Origin of the sequence: Paramesorhizobium deserti (assembly GCF_001558695.1) — a bacterium.
In the GTDB taxonomy this organism is placed as follows: Bacteria; Pseudomonadota; Alphaproteobacteria; order Rhizobiales; family Rhizobiaceae; genus Paramesorhizobium; species Paramesorhizobium deserti.
Window position 1 is genome coordinate 40,804 of record NZ_LNTU01000004.1, and the last position, 22,856, is coordinate 63,659.

The window sequence follows — 22,856 nt, forward strand, 5'->3', positions numbered from 1 at the left end:
CCCAGGGCCGAGACGACCCCAGAGTTAGCCTGTCCCACCAGGTGATTTTGAACCACGCCTAGGCGGCCGGAGCGTAGCGGTTCACCACAATGCCACATTCATAGGCCTTCGAGCCAAGGAGGCAGAGCTTGCGGAAGCCATTCTGGTCGAAGATGCGGGTACCGCCGCCGAGAGCTGCAGGATTGATGTAGAATTGGAACTCGTCCACCAGCCCGGCCGCGATCAATGCCGAAGCAAATCCCGTGCCACCGAAAACAGCGATGTTGTTACCTTCCTCGGCCTTCAACGCGCCAACCTCACGCGGAAGGTCTCCGCTTCTGACCACCGTACGCTCCCATCGGGACTTTTCCAGCCTGTCGCTTGGCACCACCTTCTGCACATCGATAATACGTTGCGCGAAGGCATAGAACGGGTCCTGCGGGTATCTCTTCGCCGCATTGCCCCAATGGGACAGATAGCCTTCCTCCACCATCATGCGGCTCAACAATATGGTGTCGATGGACCGGAAGTGGGCATTGAAATCCAGCTTGAGCGCTTCGTCCCAGCGGTTGTCGTCACCCCAGCCCCAAACCTGCCAATCGTGGTCGCCATCGGCGTCAACAAAGCCGTCGACTGACATCTGCATCTGAAGAATTAGCTTTCTCATTTTCGGAATCGTCCAGTTCCATAAATGGTTACCAGTTTAGGCGGCGTGACGTGAGGTCGCCTCGACCAGTCGATCGCCGACTTCGCGCTCGAAGCGATGAGGGTCCGGCGCCCGAACGTCGAACGGGATCATGACATAGGCGCAGTCCGCACCCGCAAAGGTGCGATTCAGCGCGTGCTGATCCGTGAGCGCAACGCCCAGACCCCGAGCCACGCCCCTCACCGTGTGGCCTTGTTGCTGCAGTCTTGCCGATGCCACGGCGCCGACCTCGCTGGTTGCGCCTACCACCACGATGGTGCGCTTGCCTCCCCTCGATTGATCCACCTCGGTCATAGCTTTTTCCTTTTCCAAGAACGATGGAAGCCAGTGCGGCTCCAACTATGCTTTACAATTGGAACTGTTGACGTCGAGTCCAAATGATGTCAATAGTAAAGTGATTTAAAAATGGAACTGAAATGTCAACCAAGAATAAATCGAACTGCCCCATCAACCTGTCACTCGAACTGATTGGTGACCGATGGTCGTTGTTGATCATTCGCGACATGATGTTCGCAGGCAAAAAGCACTTCAGGGAGTTCCTGCAATCGGATGAAGGTATTTCGTCGCGCACGCTCTCCGACCGGCTGCAGACCCTCCAGGAGGAGGGGATCGTGACGCGCCACGACGATCCCGGACATAAGCTCAAAGCGGTCTACCGCCTGACACAGGCCGGGATCGATCTTCTGCCGATGCTGGTGGATCTGGGTTCCTGGGGGAATCGCTATCGTGCTGCCGACTCCGAATTGGGCACCGTCGCGGAAAACCTTGCAGCGGGTGGGCCCGAGTCAATCACGCGGATGAAGATGCAGCTTGTGTTAGAGCATTCCGCCGCGGATTGAATTCCAGCGCCATGCCGGACCACTTGTGCCGAACGCCATCAAGGATGCGGCCGGCAACTGGCATCTGTGATTCGGGCGCACGCCAAGCAGGGATTAAATAGAATGGCTTGCTCGCTCGTCCCGTGAAGAGACATGTACCTTGCGCTATGTGCAAAGAGCTCGCCGTCTCTCCCTGTTTGAAAAACAAGGAGATCACAATGACGATCAATCGATACCGATACTTCTATGCCTGTGCCTTCTCATTGTTCGAGGGCCATCTCGTCGCCTTTGTCGATGAGATGGTCGAGCACGATCACGCGGAGAGCACAGTCAGAATCTACCTGAGCTGCATAAATGATGTTGCCAAGGCAATACGTGCTGCGGGGATCGCAGCATGCGATCTCGATGAAACACGACCTTCGAACTCGTCGCTGCCATGGGATGGATAGAATCCCGTGAAACCTATGCAAGGTTCGTGATGAAACACTTCGTTCGCTTCCTCTCGGAGCACGGTGTGACGCGGGAACGTCCAGCTCTGTCACCAAAAGAAGCCGCGCGCCTGGAATTGCGTGCGGCCTACGAAGACTATTTGCGGCGCCAGCGGGGATTGAGCGAACGCACAATCATCGACAGTTGGCGGTTTGCCGAGCAGTTCCTGGACTTCCGCTTTCCCGAGGGTGCCGATGATCTCGGGAACATATCCGCCGAGGGGCTCACATTCGCTGCGAAGGCAAGGGCCGCAAGCATCGCACCACACCTCTGAGACGGGAAACCGTCAAGGTGGTGGAAGTCTGGCTGAAAGAGCGTGGGGGCGCCGAGGACGATCCACTGTTCCCAAGCATCAAGGGAACGCGGCTCAGTCGCGACGCTCTGGAAGACATCGTGCGCCGGCACGTGCTCACCGCATCGAGATCGTGTCCGTCGCTGATTGGCAAACGGGTCAGCCCCCATGTCCTGCGCCATAGCACCGCGATGGAGCTGTTACACCATGGGGTCGACCAGACCGTTATCGCGCTATGGCTTGGGCACGAGAATGTCGAGACCACGCAGATCTATGTTCATGCGGATTTGCGACTCAAGGAGAAGGCGCTTGCCCGAGTAACGGCCCCCGCTGCCAATCCGGGAAGATATCGGCCGGATGATAAACTCCTCGCCTTCCTCGAATCCCTTTGATTATGCCGATACCTATGAGCCGGAGGCGACCGCTTCCGGCTCTACAAAACAGATGCCGGCACAATCCGGATATCGGCATTATGCGCGTTATTCCGATATCGGCATAAAGTCCACGCGTCGTGACATGATTGGCCACGGATTTCCCTAACCATCAAATCTGAAACTTAGCCATTGCGCTAAGTGTTTTGCCATGATACTTAGCCTTATGGATCAGTATTCAGGGCAGTTGAACGGTATCTTTCAAGCGCTTGCCGATCCCACCCGCCGTGCGGTGCTGGGGCGGTTGGGCAAAGGTCCCGCAAGCATCAGTGAATTGGCGGAGCCGTTCGACATGGCTCTGCCATCCTTCATGAAGCACATCCATATTCTCGAGGACAGCGGAATGATCCGTACACGCAAGGAAGGTCGGGTCCGAACATGCGCGATCGAGAAGAAGCAATTTGCCGTCGTCCAGGACTGGCTTTCCGAACAGCGCGCCATCTGGGAAGGCCGCACCGACAGGCTCGAACAATTCGTCATCACCGAACAGGAAAAGGAAAAATCCAAATGAGCCAATCGTTCAATCCGAATCTCGACCTGACGATATCGCGTATCATCAAGGCGCCTCGTGCCGCTGTCTGGAACGCTTGGACAAACCCGGCGAGCCTGGCGCAGTGGTGGATTCCGGCGCCGGCCAAGTGCCGTGTGGCAAAACTGGATCTTCATCCCGGCGGTGCGTTCGTGACCGAGATGAGCGAAGACGGCGATTTCATGCCGCATCTCGACGCCTGCTTTCTCGATATCCGCGAAGGCGAACGGCTCGTTTTCACCAATGCACTGATCGGTGGATGGCGGCCCGCGGAGCAGCCCTTTATCACAGCGGTCATCTCCTTCAGGGACCATCCGGACGGCACCGACTACCTCGCCCATGTCATGCACAAGAACAATGTCGATCGTAACCGGCATGAGGAGTTGGGCTTCTATGACGGGTGGGGGACCGTCGTCGGGCAGCTCGCCCAATTCGTAGAGCGACCATAGCGGAGCAGGGCAGCCGTTCTGCGGATGATGGACAGGTGAGTAGTCCGCCACTTCACACACAAATAAGTGATCCGTCCCGCGCGCCCTTTACCTCAACCGGATAGGGGATGATACTCCGGTCTTTTCGGTTGTTTTCCAACGATCCGGCCTGAGGAGGTACCCAACAATGGCGATACTGCGTGTGAATGGTGAGGAACGGCAATATGACGGCGACCCCGACATGCCGCTCCTCTGGTATCTGCGGGACGAACTCGGTCTGACAGGCACGAAATTCGGTTGCGGCGAGGCGCTTTGCGGCGCCTGCACCATCCATGTCGACGGCACGGCCATGCGCAGTTGCCAGACGACGATCGCCGATGCCGAGGGCACCTCCATCACCACCATCGAAGGATTGGCGGCCAATGGCGATCACCCGCTGCAGGTCGCCTGGCGCGAGCTCAACGTGCCGCAATGCGGCTATTGCCAGAGCGGCCAGATCATGCAGGCCGCTTCGCTTTTGAAGGATACGCCGCAACCGACCGACGAGGATATCGACAGCGCCATGAGTGGCAATATCTGCCGGTGCGGTACCTACCCGCGCATTCGCGCCGCGATCAAGCAGGCGGCTGCCGCGACTGAGGGGACCAAGCTATGACTCATCATTTCAACCCATCGTCCCCGATCACCAATATCAGCCGTCGCGGTCTGCTCGCTGGAGTTGGCGCGGGCGCCTTCGTGCTGGCGGTCGGCATTCCCGGCAATATGTCGGCAAGAGCGCAGGACGCCAAATATGGCGCCGAGGGCATGCCGAACGGCATACGCGACGATCCGAAGGTCTTCGTGGCCATCGCCGATGACGGCACCGTGACAGTGACATGTAGCCGGCAGGAGATGGGGCAGGGGGTGCGCACCTCGATTGCCCTCATTGTCGCTGATGAACTTGATGCGGACTGGGCCAGGGTGAAAGTGGCCCAGGCGCAGGGCGACGAAGCGCGCTACGGCAATCAGGATACCGACGGCTCGCGCTCGATCCGTCATTTCTTCATGCCGATGCGGCATTGCGGCGCCGCGGCCCGCGCCATGCTCGAGGAGGCCGCCGCCAAACAATGGAACGTGCCGGTGGGGGAAGTCGAGGCTGCCGATCACGAGATCGTGCACAAGCCATCCGGCCGGCGTATCGGCTATGGCGAGGTCGCCAAGGCGGCAGCGGAACTGCCGGTGCCGCAGGGGGATGCGGTCAAGCTCAAGGATGCCTCCGCGTTCCGCTATATCGGCAAGGGCGAGACCGGTCTGATCGACGGGTTCGACATGACGACCGGCCGCGCCAACTACGGCATCGACACGCGTCTGCCCGATATGGTTTATGCCGTCGTCGCCCGTCCGCCCGTCTATGGCGGCAAGGTTGCGAGCTATGATGATGCCGAGGCGCTGAAGGTGCCCGGTGTGCTCAAGGTGGTGACGATCGAGCCGACGCCGATCCCATCCGAGTTCCAGCCGCTCGGCGGCGTGGCGGTGATTGCCAGGAACAGTTGGGCCGCAATCCAGGGGCGCTCCAAGCTCAACATTACGTGGGACGACGGTCCCAACAAGGCATATTCGTCCGATACTTATAGGGCGACGCTGGAGGAAGCCGCGCGCAAGCCCGGCAAGGTCGTCAGAAACGCCGGGGATGTCGACGGCGCGATGGCCAAGGCGGAGAAGCGGCAGGAGGCGGAATATTACATTCCCCATCTGACCCAGGCGTCGATGGAGCCGCCGGCGGCGACGGTGCGCATCATCGACGGCAAGTGCGAGGCCTGGGCCTGCGTGCAGGCGCCGCAGGCGACGCGTGAACGGCTGGCCAGCCGGCTCGGCATTCCCGTCGAGGACGTCACCGTCAATGTGACGCTGCTTGGCGGCGGCTTCGGGCGGAAATCGAAGCCGGATTTCGTGGTGGAGGCGGGGCTGCTTTCCAAGGCCATGGACGGCGCGCCGGTCAAGGTGACCTGGACGCGCGAGGACGATGTCCGACATTCCTATTACCACACCGTTTCCGTGGAGCGGATCGAAGCGACGCTTGATGCCAGCGGCAAGCCGGCCGCCTGGCTGCACCGCAGCGTCGCTCCGACCATCGGCTCGATCTTCGGGCCGGACCCGAAGCATGAACTGCCGTTCGAGCTCAGCATGGGACTGGTGAACCTGCCTTTCGACATCCCCAATGTGCGGATCGAGAATCCCGAAGCCGCGGCAATGACGCGGATCGGCTGGTACCGGTCGGTGTCGAACATTCCGCATGCCTTCGCGATCCAGTCCTTCGTGGCGGAACTCGCCCATGCGGCTGGACGCGACCACAAGGATTATCTGCTGGAATTGATCGGACCCGACCGCAAGATCGATCCGACGATGATTGACGACAGCTGGAACTACGGGGAAGACCCCAAGCTCTATCCGCTCGATACCGGCCGCCTGAAGCAGGTCATCAATCTGGCGGCCGAGAAGATCGGCTGGGGACGCGACCTGGCCAAGGGCAGGGGGCTCGGCCTTGCCGCCCATTACAGCTTCGTCACCTATGTGGCGGTGGCGGCGGAGGTCGAAGTGGACGATCAGGGCACGCTGACCATCCCGCGGATGGACGTGGCCGTCGATTGTGGGCCGCAGGTGAACCCCGAGCGCGTCCGCGCCCAGATGGAAGGCGCGGCGATCATGGGGATCGGCAATACGCTTTTCGGCGAGATCACCTTCAAGGACGGGCGCGTCGAGCAGAGTAATTTCGATGGCTACGAGGTGGCGCGCATTGACGCCGCACCGAAGGAGATTCACATCCATCTGGTGCCGGCCCCCGATTTTACGCAGCCGCTCGGTGGCGTCGGCGAGCCGGGTGTTCCGCCGGTCGCGCCGGCTCTCACCAATGCGATCTTCGCGGCGACGGGCAAGCGCATCCGGCAATTGCCGGTGAAACAGCAGCTCGGCGTGTAAGCTCACGCAGAAGTCTAGGCGCGCGGCTGCCGACACGGGAGGCCGCGCGTATCATCGTATGCGCTTGATCTGCGACCTGCACCAATCTGATTTCCAGAAAACCATCCCTGCAGGTTGAGCCGGTCACGCCCGGGAACATGGCTAATTACGCTCACCAGAACTGACGCGCCTGACCGGCGCACCTTCTCGTATGTGCCGGTCCATTTTCACATAAAGGCGCTTCCCCGGCTCAATTCATGGTTCGATGACGTGCGTCGACGTATCTGCCGTTGTTCCTGTCGTCGAAGCATTGCGGAACATCTCATTGTGTCATATATTTTGCACAGAAAATGAGTGATAATATATGACAAGGTGACAATGATGGCCGAAGCCATGAAGGTATCCAGGCAGAACGAACCCTTGGTTTTGTCCTATATGGATAAAGCCGGAAGGATTGCGATCGATCAGCTTGCGGACGGATTCGGCATGTCAAAGATTCAGCTTGCCGAGACCGCGGGACTGGCGCGAGAGACACTCTATCGCGCCGAGCGCAGCCGTGCTCCGAAGACGCAGAGTCGCCTCCTTGAAATGCTGGAGATCATCAGCCGCGTGACCGAATGGGCCGGTGGTAAGGAGCAAGCCATGGCATGGTATCGGGCCCAGCCTTTGCCAGCGTTTGGGGCGCGAACAGCGGAAGCGCTGGTCAAGGAAGGCAAGGCCGCTGCCGTTCGGGATTATCTCGATCACATGGCTCTTGGTGGATTTGCGTGAGGTTTGTGGGGACCTGTTACCGGGCGCATGATCCGAGATGGGCCTTCAAGCCTACGTCGGGCGACGGAGCAGCGATCAGGGGTGCGCGTTTCAATCCGAAAGGTGTGTCTGCGCTCTATCTCGGCTTGAGCATCATGACGGCGGTCAAGGAAGCCAATCAGGGATTTGCGCACAGAATAGATCCCTGCGTTTTATGCTCCTACGCAATTGACTGCGAAGATGTAGCGGACCTGACCACGGAGGAGGGGAGAAAAGCCTATTCGGTCCACCTTGACGAGATGGCCTGCGCATGGGCGAATGCCCTTGCCGACGGTGAGCGTCCCTCGTCGTGGTCTGTGTACGATCGGCTCGTAACGCAAGGCGTTGCGGGAATCCTGGCACCAAGTTTCGCGCCAGGCGCCGAAGCGGATGATCTAAACTTGGTGCTTTGGGAGTGGGGGCCGGATCTCCCGCACAAGGTAGCGGTATTTGATCCGAGCGGTCGATTGCCGAAAGATCAATTGTCTTGGAGTTGAGCCCTTGAAGGACGCCCAGTCCTTTGTGCTCGTCTACGCGACGGATCAGGCGTCCAGACGCTGCTGCGTCTGCTGGTCGAAGAAATGGACCTTTGATGTTTCGAAGGAGAGCTTCACCCGTTGTTCCGGGGCGAGTTCGACGCGTTCGCGAACAACCCATGTCAGTTCCTTGCCGTCGATCTCCACGGCGACGTGGGTTTCCGATCCCGTGGGTTCGATCACCTTGACCACCGCATCGACGCCGCTCTCACCGCCGAAGGCGATATCCTCGGGACGGATGCCGAGCGTCAACGGCCTGTTTACGGAATTGGCCGGTGCCCGCGAGAGCTTTACGCGCGAGCCACTGGTCATCGCCAGTACGGGGTTGGCAGCATCCTCGATGGTTCCTTCGAGAAAATTCATGGCTGGTGAGCCGAGGAAGCCGGCGACGAAGATATTGCGCGGTTTGTCGTAGAGTTCGAGCGGGCTGCCGATTTGCTCGACGCGGCCGCCATGGAGCACGACGATCTTATCGGCCATGGTCATCGCTTCGATCTGGTCGTGTGTGACATAGACGATCGTGGTCTTCAGGCGCTGGTGCAGGGCCTTGATCTCTGCACGCATCTTGACGCGCAGCTTCGCATCCAGATTAGAGAGTGGCTCGTCGAAGAGGAAGACTTTCGGATCGCGGACGATCGCACGACCCATGGCGACGCGCTGTCGCTGTCCGCCGGAAAGCTGGGCCGGCTTGCGGTCGAGCAGGGGCTGCAAACCGAGGATGGCCGCGGCCTCGCCGACTTTCTTGTCGATTTCCGGCCGCTTCGCGCCAGCGAGTTCCAGCGCGAATCCCATGTTCTGGGAAGCCGTCATTTGCGAATACAAGGCGTAGTTCTGAAAGACCATCGCGATGTCGCGGTCCTTCGGCTGCAAGTCGTTCACGACCCGCCCGTTAATACGGATCTGACCGCCGGTGATGTCCTCGAGCCCGGCGATCATTCGCAGCAATGTCGACTTGCCGCAACCGGAAGGGCCGACGAGAATGGCGAACTCACCATCGGCGATCTCAACGTCAACGCCATGAATGACGTCGACCGCGCCGAAGGATTTCTTGACGTTGCCGATGCTCAGGCCAGACATTCTTCACCCCTTGATATCTTCAACGCTTCTTGCGCACGCGCAGCGCCTGATAAGGCTTGCGCGGGATCTTGACACCGAAGGCCGCATCCGGCTTGCCGCCGCGCACGACCGAGCCATGACGCGTCGGATGCTGAACGGGCGCTTCCACCTTCTCGGCCGGCGTGATCATCATCTCCCAGGTGTCGATGATATCGACATCGTAATCGTCGCCGTCGACCGGCAGACCTGTGGACCAGACCACCGGCTGATGCTCGCCGAAATAGATCAAGCGGAAATCGCCGTCGCCGTCACGCGCGCCCGATACGCGCGACCAGGGCCATTGGCCGATGGCGCCGAGCGGCTCGAGGCCATGCTTGACGTCGGCCTCCAGCAGATCCCGGAGGAACCCGATGCGCTTCCAGGCTTCGCCGCGCAGCTCCCCGCCCTTGGCCCACCAGATCAGGTCCTCGGGATGGGAATAGGTCTCGCCATGACCGGCATAGCCGCCGCGCACCATGGTGATCCAGAAGCGGTGCACGAGCTCCTGCGCGTGAAGATTGCCCCATGATTGCAGGATGTCGCCCTCATATTCGGGTTCGTCGTTGATGACTGGCTTGCTGTAGGCATCGCGCCATTCCTGGGTCCGCTTGACGTCGGGATTCTGAATGCAGGTATGCGTGACCCATGGCTTGCGGTGATCGAAATTCGCCGTCACGTCGCCATTATGGATGGAGCGCAGGTGCTGGTAGGGGTCGTTTTCCTCAAGGATGTGGAAATAACGGTCCCACTGCTCCATCGGCTTGGTGTTGATCAGGAAATCATATTCATTGGCGAGCGACCACCAGACGTTCCGGTAGGCGGCAAGACGGGCGGCCAGATATTCGACATAGCGAAAATCCTGCTCGGCTGACATATCGGCATAGCCCCAGCGATCGTAGGGGTGGAAGATAATGATATCGGCTTCGATCCCGAGTTCGCAGAGTGCGGCGACTTGCTTTTCGAAATGCTGGAACGCGGCGGGGTTCGGGCGGTCGAAGTCTTCCCGCCCGTCCGCTCCGCGTTCAAAGCAAGCATGCAGCGGCTCGTTGACATTGTATGGATAATCCTTTGGAAACACACCCATCCGGATCTTGTTGAAACGGGCTTTTCGCAGAGTTTCGAGGGTCTGCTTTTGCATTTCGAGTGGCTGGTGCGTCCAGGCATAGCAGGTCGTTCCGAAGGAAAGGAACGGGGTTTCGTCGGCATAGGCGAAGTGGAATTTGTTGCGTACGCGCACCGGCCCATGATTGCCGACCGAAGGTGCCACCGCGGTCAATGCGCCGGATTTGCCGTCGAGTGCTGTAGTCTTGGAGCGCGTCTTGAACGACCATTCGCCCTCGATATCGGGCATGAAGCGGATGCGGTAAGTGCCGTTGCCGTCATAGAAGCCTGGCACGCGGACCTCGCGGCTCTTGTGCGTGAAGATGGCATCGAATGCCACGTCGAGATAGGGATTGCCGTCGGCGGGTCCATCGAAGGAGGCTTCGAACACACCCCATTTCTCGACTGTTGCATCGGACATTCTGTCTCTCCTCCTGAAAAAAGATTTCGCGATCAACCCTTTACGGCGCCGGAGGTGAGGCCGGACACGAAGTAGCGCTGGAATATGAGATAAACGATCGTCGCCGGAAGCACGGTCATGACGATCGCCGCGTTGAGCTGGCCGTAATTGCTCGAAAATTGGCCTTGAAAGGACATCAGGCCGAGCGGCAGGGTCCACATGCGCTGATCCTGCAGCAGCACCAGTGCCATGGCGAATTCGTTCCAGGTCGAAACGAAATCGAGGATAAGCAGTGCGGCCAGCACGGGCAGGCACACCGGGAGGAATATCCGCCGGAAGATGGTGAAGTGGTTTGCGCCATCGATGAGGGCTGCTTCCGAGAGCTCCTTGGGAATGCCCCTGAAGAAGCCGTGCAGGATGAACACCTGGTAGGGAACGCCGAAGGCGATATAGGGAAGGATGACGCCGGGATAGGTGTCGATCAGGCCGAAGGAATTGACCAGGGTGAAGAGCGGTGCAAGCATCACCTGGAAGGGGATCATCGTGCCGAAGACGACGAGCAGCAGCAGGGCTTTGGTGATCTTCAGTCTGATTTTGGCAAGCGCATAGGCGGCCATGGCCGACAGGAACAACCCGAGGGGAACTTTGATAACCGTGATGATCACGCTGTTGAGGAAAGAGTTCGCGAAATTGCCGCGGCTCCAGGCAGCACTGTAGTTTTCAAAGGCAAGCTCGGTTGGCGGTACGAAGGCACCCGTGCTCGTCACCGCCGCCGGCGTCTTCAGCGAGGTGAAGACGATGAAGACGAACGGCGCGACCCAGACGAGCGCCACGGCGACAAGCGCTATCCAGAGGCCGATCAGAACGGGATCCCGCTTTATCGAGGACAGTTGGACTTCGAGATGCACGGCGGCGTGGTTGGTTGGCATTGCTGTCACGCTTCAACCTCCTCGTGCCTCTGGGTCCATCTGAGATAGGGAACGACGACTGCCATGGTGATCAGCAGGAGGACGACGGAAATCGCTGCACCCCGCCCGAAATCGAAGATCTGCATGGCCTGCGTGAAGGCCCATAGTGCCAGCATCTGGGTGGATTGGGCCGGGCCACCGCCGGTGAGGCCATAGACGATGTCGAAGGCCTTCAGGGATGAGATAATGGAAAGGACAAGAACAATGGTGATCGTCGGGCGTAATGCCGGCAGGGTCACGTGCTTGAACACTGCCCAGCGGCCGGCGCCATCGATGCGCGCAGCCTCGACGAGCGTCTGGGGGACGTTCTGCAGGCCGGCGAGGAACAGCACCATGGAGAAGCCGACCGTCTGCCAGAGATAGGCGACGAAGACGGAATAAAGGGCGATATCCTTGCTGCCCAGCCAATCCTTGATCCAGCCCTGCATACCCCAGGAGGTGAGCAACTGGCTGAACAGGCCGAAGAACGGATCGTACATCCACTTCCACATGGTGGCGACGGCGATCGGCGCTATGATGACTGGCAGATAGAAGATAGCGCGGAGGCCATTGCGGCCAAATATCTTCTGGTTGAGGCTGAGCGCCAGGAGCAGCCCGACAACCGGCGGGAAGATCAGGCTCATCACGGTCCAGATCACCGTGTTGCGGAAGGCCACCCAGAAAACAGGATCCCGGGTGAAGATCGCCGTATAGTTCGCAACGCCGACGAATTGCCGATTGGGATCGAGCCCATTCCATTTCTGGAAGCTTAGGATCACCACATTGATCATCGGGTAGAGCGCGAAGACCGCATAGATCGCCAGCGCCGGCACGAGTAGGACGAGCGCTTGCACGCGCGGATCATGTGTCGATTGTCGAAGTGACATGCTGTCCTCCTGGTGGCAATTGCCGCCAACTCCCGAAAGAATGGGCCAGCCGCGCGACGATGATTGGGTCGATCGGCTGGCCTTGGGGAGGAATCAGGTTCTGCTTGCGATGAAGTTCTGCAACTGCTTGGCCGCCTCGGTCGGTTCGGTACCGCCGGAGGCAACCTCATTGATGACCCGGAAATATTCGGTCGTCACATCCAGCGGAAAAGCCTGGTCGCCGTTCATGTAGACCTTGTCATATTTCTGGAAGATGCCCAGCCATTCCGCCTCGAGCGGCTTCTGGTTGGTATATTGCACGTTCTCGTTGACTGAGGTCGAGCTCAGCTGGCCGAGCAGATCCTGCTGCACCTTCGTCGACAGGAAATAGTCGAGGAATTTCGCGGCTATGTCAGGGTTCTTGCTCTTGGTGCTGATGTAATTGTACTCGGCGAAGCCATAGAGGCGGCTGGTATTGGTGGGGAAGGGGAAGATACCGTAATCGTCGAGATTAGCGCCGGAGCCGTTCATCTGGCTGACCAGCCAGTCGCCTTCAAGCATCATAGCCGCGCGGCCCGCGGTGAAGAGGCTGTAAGACTGCTTGTTGTCGATGCCCATGAAGGGCTGCAGCGTATAGTCCTTCGTCCACTTGGCGAATTCCGCGAAGGATTCCGCTGCGCAGGGCTCCTTGGTCCAGTCCAACGTCATCGCCTTCAGCGCATCATGCTTTTCGGCGCCACATTTGGTTTCGAGGATGACGTCCATGAGGCGCATGACGTGCCAGTTAACTGTGCCGCCGAAGGTGAAGGCAGGAATGCCGCCGGCCTTCAGCTTCTCCGCCGCGGCGAGAAGTTCGTCGTAGGTCTTCGGCTCTTCCTGAATGCCGGCCTGTTCGAAAAGCTTCTTGTTGTAGTAAACGGCCTCACCCTTGAAGGTAAACGGAACGCCGTGCTTGCCGCCGGGATAAAGGTCTGCGAAAGCCGCGGCGGACGGCAGCAATTCGTCGTCCCACTTGTATTCCGCATAATATTTGTCGAGGGGCAGGGAGAGGCCAGCCTTCACATATTCGCCGCCGAGACCGAGGCCAGCCCAGCTGAAGTAAATGTCGGGACCCTTGTCGGAACCCGCGGCAACGCGCAGGGCGGTCTTGTGCTCGTCGACGGCGCGCTGAACGATCTCGACATGCGTTCCGGGGTTTGCTGCTTCGAAATCCGTCGCCGCCTTCTTCAGCGCCTCGTTGCCAGCATTGTTGTCGAAATTGAGGGTCCAGAGCGTGATGTCTTCGGCAAGAGCTGGCGTCGCGGCAAAAGATGCCATGGCAATCGCAATAATGCTCGCGGTCTTTAATTTCGCGGATAAGGTCAGCATTACCATCCTCCTCTGATAAGCCGGTCACTTGTCGCAAATGGCTATTTACATGTCAACTGGTATGATGAGATAACCATTATGTTGTTGCGTCTTGCTTGAAGATGTACTGCAAGATCGCCTGTTCATTCAGGCGCCCCTGCCGTCGCTGAATTTTGCGATCGAGGCGGCGAGCTCCGGATGGTCTTCGGCATAGGTTTCCAGTGGTATGTCCGAGACCGCCGCTTGCCAGGCCTGCTGCACAGCGCGAACGCCCGCCGCCGGACCGCCGGGGTGGCTGACGATGCCGCCGCCGCAGAGGTAAAGGAGGTCGATGGTGCGGCCGGTTCGCCGATAAGTCTCGGGCGCTTGCCCTCCCCACTGGCCGGAGCCTGCGACCGGCAGCGGGCAGTCGGAGGCATCGAAGAGTGGCGTGCTGATCGCCTTGAAGGAGGAAACGAAGCTCTCGTCCGGCTCCCAGTATTTGACCCTGATGCCATTGATCTGAAATTGGTCGACGCCGAGCAGCCGCCAGAATTGCTGGTAGACCTTGAAGTCCATGCCGGCGCCCGGATCCCGCGTCAGCATGTCCCAGCCGTTCCGATGAGCATGCAGCACCAGATTGGAGCGCTTGCGCAGAAAGCTCATGCCGCCGAAGCCGACCGAATTGATATTGATGACGGCGCAGTTGCCGCCGGCCTTGGCGACAATGTCGTGGTTTCGCATCATCTCGTCGGGGTCGGCGTGCGAGATGCCGAAAGCGTACATCACCTTCTTGCCGGCCTTCTGTTCGTGATCGAGAATCCGCGGCATGATCGCCGCGACCCGCTCCTTCAGCGGCGAGTAGACCGGGCTCATGAGCTTCTCGTCATCCTTGATGAAATCGACGCCGGATTTGATCAGCTCGCCGACCAGTTCCGCGGTTTCGTACGGACGCAGCCCCAGCGCCGGTTTGACAATCGTCCCGATGATCGGTCGGCCTTCAACGCCGGTGAGACGCCGACTGCCGGGAATGCCGAATTGCGGTCCGGGATGCGCATGCTTGAATACATCGGGCAGTTTCATGTCCACGATGCGGATGCCGGTCATGCCCCTGATGGAAAACACGCCGCCAATCGCGATGGTCATCAGCGCGGAGAGATCAGTTCCGATCGCGTCCAGCGGAAAGGCAATGTCGACGTCCGCACGATGCAGACGCGTGCCATGAGCTACCTCGGGCCAGGTCGGCTGGTTCACGTCATCGAGCGGGCGGATCGCCAGTACGCGCGCGGCGACACGTGACTTCAGCTCCTCGGTCTCACCGGGAACCGGCACGAAGGTTCCGGTGGACTGATCGCTTGCAATCTTGTCCGCCATTGCCTCGACGCTACCCGGTGTCTCGATGCGGTAAGTCAGCGTAATCATCATGAAATGCAGTTGCTCCTCTCGCCCGCTCGAATTGTCATGGCTATAACTCATCAACTGGTATAATGAGCACCCCAATTTATGCAAAGCAAAATTTCGGTGCGAATGGATTTTCGATCCGTTGCTTTGTGAAGCAACGGAGATGATGGTAGGGAGGTGATATTTGAGCAGCAGGATATTATGACCCAACCCATCGAACAAATTGTCCGTCGGAAACTGTCCGACGAGGTGTTTGATCGACTAGAACGGATGATCACGTCAGGTGAGTTGCAGCCCGGAGACGAGATGCCTTCCGAACGCGTTCTGATGGAGCGATTTGGCGTGGGCCGACCGGCCATTCGTGAGGCGATGCAGTCACTGGCGAACAAGGGCCTCGTCAACATTTCGCATGGGGAGCGGGCGAAGGTCCTGAAGCTCACTGCAAGGTCCATACTTCAGCAGGTCGACCTGACGGCGAAGATCATGCTGTCACAGTCCTCGGACGCGCTTGAGCATCTGAAGAGCGCGCGTATCTTCTTCGAGCGTGGCATGGCGCGCGAAGCTGCACAGCACTCTTCCAAAGCCGACATCAGTGATCTCAGGGAGATCATCAAGCGCCAGCGCATGTCGCTCGGGCGGGCCGAGGAGTTCATCAACGCCGACATGGAGTTCCACACCCGCATCGCCCAAATATCCGGCAATCCGATTTATGTCGCAGTCAGCGAGGCGATGCTTGCCTGGCTGAAGGAATATCATACGGAAATGCTGATCTGGACCGGCAAGGAAAAGTTCACGCTCGCCGAACACGACGAAATCGTCGACCGCCTTGAAGCCAATGACGTCGACGGCTCCGAGATGGCGCTGCTCAGGCATCTGGAGCGGTCGCGGACGCTTTACGCGAAATAGCCACTTGTCTCCATGGGAGTGGTGTGCCGCCAGCAAAAGGGGTCGCGAGTTTGTAAAGATCAACCTGCCTCGTTTACGCCCTCCAGGCAGAGCCATCGATGCTTGCGCTCGTGCCAGTGAAGCTTTTGCGGCGGCGGGAAATCCTGATCTTCGAAGCAGCCAGCGGATACGGAAATGGCGTCTTTCAGCGCCTCGGCCCGCATAAAGACCACTGACCCGCAATCAGCGCAAAAATGCTGTTCCAGCCATGCCCCGGACGAACCTTGCCTGCGCCAGGATTTCGTTTCTCCTTTTTGTTCGACCACTGCCGTATCGGGGTAGATGGCTCGGTAGGAGAAGGCGGTTCCGGTGCAGCGCTGGCACTCCATGCAGGCGCAGGCATAGACCCGTCGCGGTTCACCGGCACAGACGAGCACCACCTTCCGGCAGGAGCACATAGCCTTCCGGATTGCATCAGGCATTCAATTTTTCCCCAATCTTGCGGGTCATCCCCTCACGAAGAAACAGCGGAGCGAGCGCGGCGAAATCGGCATTTGGGCCGTTCTGTTCGAGGGCCCGGCGGAAAAAAACGTCCATGGCTTGAGGCAGAGTCGCGTCGAGCCGTTGTTCTTCACAGGCCTCCAGCAGGTGTTGAAAGGCGCTGTAATGTGCTCCCAACGAGGCCAGCGTCTGTTCGTCTCCGGCGAAGCGGCCGCTGGCGGTCCGGTCGATCAGGTCGAGCACCGCCGCATCGACGACGGGCTTGAAGGCGAGAAATTGGCTCCGGAACATTTCCATGGCGAGGTCTTCCGCCTGTGCGACAGCGATGCCCTGGAAGGCGCCAAAAAGGCCGCCCCACATCTGTGTAAGCAATGCGGTGTCCAAGGCGGATGCCTGTCCGGCAATCTCCCCGACATATCTCGTCCGGCCGCCAAGAGCTAGGAATACAGGCTCATGGGTTTCATAGGCGGTCCTGGACCCCCAGAATAGAGGAGCGCTGCGTCGGGTCGGCCGATGAAATCCGGTGTGGCCATGATGGCGCCATCCAGATAGTCGGCGCCCTGTGCACCAACCCAGGTGGCATCCTCCCGGGCAAGTCTCGGTGAACCGGACGTGAGTTGCACGACGGTCTTGCCAGCTAGAAGCGAGGGGATGCCGTCGCGCTTCAGCAGCGTGTCGCTTGCCGCATAATCCAGCACATTCACGAATATGATATCGGTCGGTTCGATGACGTCCTGCAAATTCAGGCTGCTCTTCGCGCCCGCAGCGATCAGAGGTTCGCATTTCGCTCTGGTGCGATTCCACACGTTCGTGGAATAGCCATGGTTCAGTAGCGTTCTGACAATGGAGGAACCCATGCGTCCCGTTCCGAGAACGCAAATTTCTCGTTTCATGATTTTTCTCCGTGGCCAGTGGCCCGTTTGAGGGTTTTTCCGTTTCTGTTGAGCGCACGCACCGCAAAAGGTATAGGTTCACGCTGCGTTATGAAGTACGCACCTCCAGGTACGTGTCGAAAATTGTCAGGAGCTCGGGACCATGAGATGCAATGAGCCGGATGACTGCGGCTTTACCTCTGCACTGCAGGCAATCGGCGGAAAATGGAAAACGTCGTTGCTTTGGGCCTTGCATCTGCGCCCGCACCGTTTCGCCGAACTGCGCCGGTTGCTGCCCGGCATCAGCGAGAAGGTTCTCACTCAGCAATTGCGGCAGATGGAAGCTGATGGCTTGATCAGCCGCCATGACTATAAAGAGGTGCCGCCACGCGTTGAATACTCGGTTACCTCACTCGGCCTCAGCCTGAACGACGCGGTGACGGCGATGTCGAAATGGGGAAAGCAGCACGAGGTCTGGAAAGCGCGACCGAAGACTGCGGCATAGCATCCGAGGTTCCTTAGCATTCAATGGCCGGGCCGTTTGTGTGAGGCCGCGATGTCGATGGCTTGCTCGATGACTTTGCGGTCGCCGATGTGATTCACCAGTATCAGCACCAGCCGCGACCAGACTTTCAGGCTTTCGGCATCGGTCCGACCCTCGTGCAAACGGATCAGCTTTTCATAGACGTCGTCTGGATCCGACAGGTTCGGGGTTGTAATCAGTCGGGTCATGCCTTGCCTCCCTTCGCACGGATCAGCGCGCCTTCGATCTTCGCCGCATCGGGGAACTTCCAGCGCGCCGCGACGTACTGGTCAGGGCGCACCAGACACGCACCGCCTTCCGGCAATGCCAGCCGTTCGGCTGCCAGCCCGTCGACGGCAATCACGCGTATGCCCCCGGGCACCGCGCCCGACCGGCCGCGCGTCAGCAGCACGAAATCACCGTGGAGCTGGTCCAGAAGCCAATCATCGCCATGCGGCGCGTCGAGCACAGGGCTGCCCGGCGGTACGCCGCCTGTCCAATCGTCTTCGTCCAGCGTGGAGAGCCGGCTTTTGGGATAGCTGACCGGCGTCGATAACCGCCCCGAGTTGATGAAAGGCCGGGCGAAGGCATGTTCTTGCGCCAGCTCCAGAACCGCATCGCGCAAGGCATGGCTGGCCGGTGATTTCGGCGTCAGGAAATCCGTCGAGCGCGTCGAATTCAGAAGGTTCTCATCCGCTGTCGCGATCGCTTCCTCATTGTAGGTCTCGATCAGGTCTTCGGCTGCCTCGCCGCGCAGGATCAGATCAAGCTTCCAGCCCAGATTGTCGATATCGGCAAACCCGCCGTTGCAGCCGCGTGCTCCGAAAGGCGAAACCAGATGCGCGGAATCCCCGGCAAAGATCACTCGTCCGTGCACGAAGCGCGCCATACGGCGACACTGAAAGGTATAGACGCTGTACCATTCACGTTCGAATTCGACCTCGTCGCCCAGCATGGCGCGAATGAAGGGTTCGACATTCTCCGGCTGCATGGCCGCTTCACGGTCGATATCCCAGCCAAGCTGGAAGTCCAGCCGCCAGATATCGTCCGGTTGGCGGTGCATCAGCGCCGATTTGCCGGGATTGAACGGCGGGTCGAACCAGAACCAGCGCTCGGGCGGCATGTCATGGTTCTTCATGCGGATATCGGCGATGAGGAAATTGTCCTCGAAGACGCGGCCCTCGAAGTCCAGTCCCATTCGCTCGCGCACGGTTGAGCGCGAGCCGTCGCAGGCGATCAGCCATTCGGCGCGAAGGCGATAGGCGCCCCCGGCGGTCGAAATCGCCAACTCGACCCCGTCGTTCAGCGGCGTCACGTCGTCGACGGTGTGCCCCCAGCGGATCTCGACATTCGGCAGCGCCATCAGCCCGTCCAGCAGATATTCCTCGATATAGTACTGCTGGATATTGATGAAGCCCGGCCGCTTCTGATCCTTCACCGGCAGCATGTCGAATTGGTAGACAGGTTCGCTGCCGGTACCCCAGAAAACCTTGCCGACATTCCAGGTCACGCCTTTCGCCATTGCCGCTTCGCCGACGCCGAGGCGGTCGAGAATGTCCAGCGAGCGCTTGGAAAAGCAGATCGCCCTGGAACAATGCGCGATGAAGTCGAAACGTGTGACGACCGTCACCGGCTGGCCGCGTCGGCCCAGATCCAGCGCCATCGCCAAACCAACCGGCCCCGCGCCAGCGACGACAATCCGCGCCTTGTCAGCAGCTGCGGAAGGAGCGGGGGTGGCGCCGATCTCCTTATAAATCCGGATACTTTGCGCATTGGCCATGATGTTCCTCCCTTCCCGCCGACCTCAGTCTTGCAGCTTGGCCCAGACTGCGCGGTCGCGTTCGGCGGTCCAGATGCGGGGATGCTCGATGCCGTCGAATTCGTCCCACAGCCGCTGCACGTCGAATGGCAGGCAGTGCTCGAAGATCGGCCAGGCACCGAACTCGGGAGCCAGCGCGGCATGGGTTGCCTCGAATGCCTCTTTCAACGTGCCGCCGGCCTTGTGGACGCGGCCCACATTGTCGATCATGCCGTTGAGGAATTTCCGGGTCTGCTCGACTGCGGCGTCAGTTTCTTCGATGCCGCGCGCCACCGCGCCGCGCCCGCCGATCAGGTTCTCGGCACCGTACTGCTTGACGTTGTCCAGCGTCTTGCCGGCCCAGTCGAAATGATAGGCGTCGCCCGTGTAAAGCGCGGCCTTCGCCTCGACCAGGTCACCCGCATAAAGTGTCCGCGTCTGGTCGTGCCAGACGACGATGTCGCCGCCGGTATGGCCGCGGCCCAGGAAGCGCAGCTCCAGCCTGCCGCGCCCGCCACCCAGATCGATGTCGTATGCTTGAGCGAAGGTGATCGTGGGCCAGGTCAGGCCCGGCACCTCGTCGGCGCCCTTGGCCAGGCGCGGCATGCGAGCGAACTCGCTCTTCCAGTCCGCTTCGCCGCGTTCAGCCACAAGATCGCGCGAGGCCTCGGACATGATGATGTCATCAGCGTAGAAGGCGCTGGCGCCGAGCACGCGCACGGCGTGGTAATGGGTCAGAACCAGATAGCGGATTGGCTTGTCGGTCTGTTTGCGCAGGATCTCCAGCCAGTCGCGCGAGGCGGGCGGCGTGGCGCGCGATTCAATGGCCACCACGAAGTCTTCACCCTCGACGGCGCCGACATTGGGGTCGCCCTCGGCCGTCAGCGCGTAGACGCCATCGCCGAGAATCTCGAGCCTGTCGGTTTTCTCGGCGGTGTCGGCCGAGGAGGCGAACGGTTTGGTCATGTTTCTCTCTCCCGTGATATCTGGCAAATAGAACGCCCAGATCATTTCTATTGCAACGATTACGTCCTGTATGTCATTAGATCTAGCGACACGGGTGGAACGGTCCCGGGGTCGCGTGGCCGATGGAGGAGCGGACATGCCTTCGATGGGGTTGATCGACCCGCAGCGCGCGGCGGCCCTGCTGGATGCGCGCAATCTGGAGACATTCTCGGAGCGCCTGCTGGACACGGCTTATTCGACGGCTGGCGTCGAAGAGCTGTTCGCCTATCGCATTGGGGACGGCGCTCCGGAAACGCTGGCTTCATCAAGCGGTCTGGTGGATGCGGCCGAGCGTGCCGAGGCTTATGCCCGTCGCTTTCACCGCAGCGATCCGGCCGTGGCGGTGCGGCTGGCCGCACGGCCGGGCACCGGCTTCTTTTGCCGCATTCCCACGGATGCGATCGCGTTGGGCGCCTACCGAAAGCTCTGCTTCGAACAGCCGCGCTTCACCGAAAAGATCTGCTTTGGTTGGCGCGCCGGCGACCACAGCCTCGTGGTGACATTCTACCAGCGCCATCGGGACGAGCCCGACATGGCACAACTTGGCGCCCTTGCGCAAATCGCCATAACCGGACTGACACGGCTGTTGCAATACCCTGGTCAGGGGGGCACGCTGATCCACCGGATCGAGCGCCGCTTGGCCGAGACGCATCGCGTGCTGACGCCGCGCGAATGCGCGGTGTGTGCACGTACGCTGGCCGGCCGAACCGCGCGCGAGATCGGCGAGGAGTTGGGGTTGGGTTACGGCACCGTGCTGACATATCGCCAGCGCGCCTATGAGAAGCTGGGCCTGTCGAAGGCAAACGATCTGCTGCCCGCGTTCCTGGATTGAGATGCGGCTGTCTCCGGCTATTGCCTTCGAGTGCACCGCCAATAATGGTTGCAATTGAAACGAAATGTGGTAGGACAGAGCGCAGTGTAAGGACTGCGCACTCGCGCCGTCCTGGCACGATTGGGAGGCTTCAGAATACAGGAGGCATGGAGTGCCGGTGGTTGAAAGGCCATTGCGCAGCTGGGTTGCGGCTGCGAACGACGCGGATTGCGATTTTCCCATTCAGAACCTGCCCTTTGGCGTGTTTTCGGCAGGCGGGGAGGCCCCACGCTGCGGGATCGCGATCGGCGACATGATTGTCGACCTGGCGGCCTGCGAGGCGCGCGGCTTGCTGGATGCCAAGGGCACCTTCTCGCAGCCGCAGCTCAACGACTTCATCGCATTGGGTCGCGCGGCATGGGACGAGATCCGCGCCCAGCTAACGGATCTGCTGGCCGAGGACGGGGACGAATCCGTGCCATTGGTCGCCATGGCCGAGGCGACGCTGCACCTGCCGATCCGGGTGACCGAGTTCACCGATTTCTATGCCTCGAAGAACCACGCTTTCAATGTCGGCGCCCTGTTCCGCGGGCCGGAGAATGCATTGCCGCCGCAATGGACGCATATGCCGATCGGCTATAACGGCCGGGCGTCCTCGGTCGTCGTCTCGGGTACGTCCATCCACCGCCCCGCCGGGCAGGTCAAAGGTGGCGACGGTCCGGTTTGGACAGCCTGCCGCCGGCTGGATCTGGAGTTGGAGATGGGCGCCATCGTCGGCGCCGACAGCGCGATGGGCCGGCGCGTCAGCGTCGCGGAGGCCGAGCGGATGATCTTCGGCTACGTGCTTTTGAACGACTGGTCGGCGCGCGACATCCAGGCGTGGGAGTACCAGCCGCTGGGCCCCTTCCAGTCCAAGGCCTTCGCCACCACGATCAGTCCATGGATCGTGACGCAGGCCGCGCTTGAGCCGTTCCGCTGCGCCGGCGCCGAACGCGACCACCCGCTGCTGCCCTATCTGCGGGAAGAACGCCCCGGTCTCTACGACCTGACCGTCGGCTGGACCATGAACGGTCAGCCCATGGGCAAGACGAATTACAACGTCATGTACTACTCCAGCGCCCAGCAGCTTGCGCATCACACGGAATCGGGCTGCCCGATGCGGGTGGGCGATCTTTTGGGCTCGGGGACGATCTCGGGGCCGACGCGCGATCAGACCGGCGCGCTGCTGGAGATGACGCAAGGTGGCAAGAACCCGGTCAAGGTGAAGGGCGAGGACCGCACCTTCATCGAGGACGGCGACGAGATCGGGCTCTACGCCCATGCACGGGGCGAAGGCTATCGCATCGGCTTCGGTCCTTGTACCGGCAAGATCCTTCCGGCGAAAGAATGAGGAC

At 60.2% G+C, this 22,856-nt stretch carries 28 protein-coding genes; 14 read left to right on the plus strand and 14 right to left on the minus strand.

The window, feature by feature from the left end; all coding sequences use genetic code 11:
* Window positions 1–58: 58 nt before the first annotated feature.
* Together ATN84_RS08355 and ATN84_RS08360 are read right to left on the minus strand one after the other, a co-directional pair.
* On the minus strand, window positions 59–646 hold the full coding sequence (locus ATN84_RS08355; RefSeq protein WP_068881220.1) for a dihydrofolate reductase family protein: 588 nt from the start codon (window positions 644–646) through the stop codon (window positions 59–61).
* A 36-nt stretch (window positions 647–682) separates the two neighbouring features.
* Window positions 683–979, minus strand: coding sequence for an SDR family oxidoreductase (locus ATN84_RS08360; RefSeq protein ID WP_068881221.1), 297 nt, complete (start codon window positions 977–979; stop codon window positions 683–685).
* 122 nt (window positions 980–1,101) lie between these two features.
* Between ATN84_RS08360 and ATN84_RS08365 the strand changes: the two genes are divergently transcribed.
* From ATN84_RS08365 to ATN84_RS08410, 10 genes are all read left to right on the plus strand, one after another.
* The gene (locus ATN84_RS08365; protein WP_068881222.1) at window positions 1,102–1,524 is read left to right on the plus strand and encodes a winged helix-turn-helix transcriptional regulator; all 423 of its coding nucleotides are present in this window, start codon (window positions 1,102–1,104) and stop codon (window positions 1,522–1,524) included.
* Window positions 1,525–1,721: 197 nt separating this feature from the next.
* Window positions 1,722–1,952 (plus strand): hypothetical protein, encoded by a 231-nt coding sequence (locus tag ATN84_RS08370; protein WP_153020158.1) that lies wholly within the window; start codon window positions 1,722–1,724, stop codon window positions 1,950–1,952.
* Window positions 1,953–1,981: 29 nt separating this feature from the next.
* Entirely contained in the window at window positions 1,982–2,266 is a 285-nt protein-coding gene (locus ATN84_RS08375; protein ID WP_068881224.1) for a hypothetical protein, read from the plus strand.
* Window positions 2,263–2,676, plus strand: coding sequence for a tyrosine-type recombinase/integrase (locus tag ATN84_RS08380; RefSeq protein WP_244491032.1), 414 nt, complete (start codon window positions 2,263–2,265; stop codon window positions 2,674–2,676). Before ATN84_RS08375 ends, ATN84_RS08380 begins: the two co-directional genes overlap by 4 nt.
* A gap of 205 nt (window positions 2,677–2,881) precedes the next feature.
* Window positions 2,882–3,226, plus strand: coding sequence for an ArsR/SmtB family transcription factor (locus ATN84_RS08385; protein WP_068881226.1), 345 nt, complete (start codon window positions 2,882–2,884; stop codon window positions 3,224–3,226).
* On the plus strand, window positions 3,223–3,693 hold the full coding sequence (locus tag ATN84_RS08390; RefSeq protein ID WP_068881227.1) for an SRPBCC family protein: 471 nt from the start codon (window positions 3,223–3,225) through the stop codon (window positions 3,691–3,693). The genes ATN84_RS08385 and ATN84_RS08390 overlap by 4 nt, the downstream gene beginning before the upstream one ends.
* A 166-nt stretch (window positions 3,694–3,859) precedes the next feature.
* On the plus strand, window positions 3,860–4,327 hold the full coding sequence (locus tag ATN84_RS08395; RefSeq protein ID WP_068881228.1) for a (2Fe-2S)-binding protein: 468 nt from the start codon (window positions 3,860–3,862) through the stop codon (window positions 4,325–4,327).
* Window positions 4,324–6,627 (plus strand): xanthine dehydrogenase family protein molybdopterin-binding subunit, encoded by a 2,304-nt coding sequence (locus ATN84_RS08400; protein ID WP_068881229.1) that lies wholly within the window; start codon window positions 4,324–4,326, stop codon window positions 6,625–6,627. The genes ATN84_RS08395 and ATN84_RS08400 overlap by 4 nt, the downstream gene beginning before the upstream one ends.
* Window positions 6,628–6,987: 360 nt before the next feature.
* The gene (locus ATN84_RS08405; protein ID WP_068881257.1) at window positions 6,988–7,377 is read left to right on the plus strand and encodes an MbcA/ParS/Xre antitoxin family protein; all 390 of its coding nucleotides are present in this window, start codon (window positions 6,988–6,990) and stop codon (window positions 7,375–7,377) included.
* Window positions 7,374–7,892, plus strand: coding sequence for an RES family NAD+ phosphorylase (locus ATN84_RS08410; RefSeq protein WP_068881230.1), 519 nt, complete (start codon window positions 7,374–7,376; stop codon window positions 7,890–7,892). The genes ATN84_RS08405 and ATN84_RS08410 overlap by 4 nt, the downstream gene beginning before the upstream one ends.
* A 45-nt stretch (window positions 7,893–7,937) precedes the next feature.
* Here ATN84_RS08410 and ATN84_RS08415 read toward each other — a convergent pair whose 3' ends face one another.
* The 6 genes from ATN84_RS08415 to oiaX all read right to left on the minus strand — a co-directional run bounded on the left by ATN84_RS08415 (window position 7,938) and on the right by oiaX (window position 15,091).
* A complete protein-coding gene (locus ATN84_RS08415) occupies window positions 7,938–9,008 on the minus strand; it encodes an ABC transporter ATP-binding protein (protein ID WP_068881231.1) in 1,071 nt (356 codons plus the stop codon).
* Between the two features lie 19 nt (window positions 9,009–9,027).
* Entirely contained in the window at window positions 9,028–10,548 is a 1,521-nt protein-coding gene (locus ATN84_RS08420; RefSeq protein WP_068881232.1) for a DUF5060 domain-containing protein, read from the minus strand.
* A gap of 32 nt (window positions 10,549–10,580) precedes the next feature.
* On the minus strand, window positions 10,581–11,456 hold the full coding sequence (locus tag ATN84_RS08425) for a carbohydrate ABC transporter permease (RefSeq protein WP_068881233.1): 876 nt from the start codon (window positions 11,454–11,456) through the stop codon (window positions 10,581–10,583).
* A gap of 5 nt (window positions 11,457–11,461) precedes the next feature.
* Window positions 11,462–12,361, minus strand: coding sequence for a carbohydrate ABC transporter permease (locus tag ATN84_RS08430; protein ID WP_068881234.1), 900 nt, complete (start codon window positions 12,359–12,361; stop codon window positions 11,462–11,464).
* A 93-nt stretch (window positions 12,362–12,454) separates the two neighbouring features.
* Complete coding sequence (locus ATN84_RS08435; protein ID WP_068881235.1) at window positions 12,455–13,708, minus strand: ABC transporter substrate-binding protein; 1,254 nt, start codon at window positions 13,706–13,708, stop codon at window positions 12,455–12,457.
* 126 nt (window positions 13,709–13,834) lie between these two features.
* Window positions 13,835–15,091 (minus strand): 3-oxo-isoapionate-4-phosphate decarboxylase OiaX, encoded by a 1,257-nt coding sequence (gene oiaX / locus ATN84_RS08440; RefSeq protein WP_068881236.1) that lies wholly within the window; start codon window positions 15,089–15,091, stop codon window positions 13,835–13,837.
* 177 nt (window positions 15,092–15,268) lie between these two features.
* Here oiaX and ATN84_RS08445 point away from each other — a divergent pair, with 177 nt between their 5' ends.
* Window positions 15,269–15,973: a transcriptional regulator NanR gene (locus tag ATN84_RS08445; RefSeq protein WP_068881258.1), complete on the plus strand. Its 705-nt coding sequence runs from the start codon at window positions 15,269–15,271 to the stop codon at window positions 15,971–15,973.
* Between the two features lie 59 nt (window positions 15,974–16,032).
* Here ATN84_RS08445 and ATN84_RS08450 read toward each other — a convergent pair whose 3' ends face one another.
* The 3 genes from ATN84_RS08450 to ATN84_RS27730 are packed head-to-tail and all read right to left on the minus strand — an operon-like array spanning window position 16,033 to window position 17,346.
* Window positions 16,033–16,434, minus strand: coding sequence for a GFA family protein (locus ATN84_RS08450; protein ID WP_068881237.1), 402 nt, complete (start codon window positions 16,432–16,434; stop codon window positions 16,033–16,035).
* Complete coding sequence (locus ATN84_RS27725; RefSeq protein WP_244491028.1) at window positions 16,427–16,837, minus strand: imine reductase family protein; 411 nt, start codon at window positions 16,835–16,837, stop codon at window positions 16,427–16,429. The genes ATN84_RS08450 and ATN84_RS27725 overlap by 8 nt, the downstream gene beginning before the upstream one ends.
* A 53-nt stretch (window positions 16,838–16,890) precedes the next feature.
* A complete protein-coding gene (locus tag ATN84_RS27730) occupies window positions 16,891–17,346 on the minus strand; it encodes an NAD(P)-dependent oxidoreductase (RefSeq protein ID WP_244491029.1) in 456 nt (151 codons plus the stop codon).
* 142 nt (window positions 17,347–17,488) lie between these two features.
* On the opposite strand from ATN84_RS27730, the gene ATN84_RS08460 reads away from it, so the two are divergent.
* Complete coding sequence (locus ATN84_RS08460) at window positions 17,489–17,830, plus strand: winged helix-turn-helix transcriptional regulator (protein WP_068881238.1); 342 nt, start codon at window positions 17,489–17,491, stop codon at window positions 17,828–17,830.
* Between the two features lie 20 nt (window positions 17,831–17,850).
* Here ATN84_RS08460 and ATN84_RS08465 read toward each other — a convergent pair whose 3' ends face one another.
* The 3 genes from ATN84_RS08465 to ATN84_RS08475 are packed head-to-tail and all read right to left on the minus strand — an operon-like array spanning window position 17,851 to window position 20,612.
* Complete coding sequence (locus tag ATN84_RS08465; RefSeq protein ID WP_068881239.1) at window positions 17,851–18,057, minus strand: DUF2783 domain-containing protein; 207 nt, start codon at window positions 18,055–18,057, stop codon at window positions 17,851–17,853.
* On the minus strand, window positions 18,054–19,628 hold the full coding sequence (locus ATN84_RS08470; RefSeq protein ID WP_068881240.1) for an FAD-dependent oxidoreductase: 1,575 nt from the start codon (window positions 19,626–19,628) through the stop codon (window positions 18,054–18,056). Before ATN84_RS08470 ends, ATN84_RS08465 begins: the two co-directional genes overlap by 4 nt.
* Before the next feature lie 24 nt (window positions 19,629–19,652).
* Entirely contained in the window at window positions 19,653–20,612 is a 960-nt protein-coding gene (locus ATN84_RS08475; protein ID WP_068881241.1) for an MBL fold metallo-hydrolase, read from the minus strand.
* A 136-nt stretch (window positions 20,613–20,748) separates the two neighbouring features.
* On the opposite strand from ATN84_RS08475, the gene ATN84_RS08480 reads away from it, so the two are divergent.
* Together ATN84_RS08480 and fahA are read left to right on the plus strand one after the other, a co-directional pair.
* Window positions 20,749–21,483 carry a LuxR family transcriptional regulator gene (locus ATN84_RS08480; protein ID WP_068881242.1) on the plus strand — a complete coding sequence of 245 codons (735 nt, stop codon included), beginning with the start codon at window positions 20,749–20,751 and terminating at the stop codon, window positions 21,481–21,483.
* Window positions 21,484–21,640: 157 nt separating this feature from the next.
* Window positions 21,641–22,852, plus strand: coding sequence for a fumarylacetoacetase (gene fahA, locus ATN84_RS08485; RefSeq protein WP_201026341.1), 1,212 nt, complete (start codon window positions 21,641–21,643; stop codon window positions 22,850–22,852).
* The last annotated feature ends 4 nt before the right edge of the window (window positions 22,853–22,856 follow it).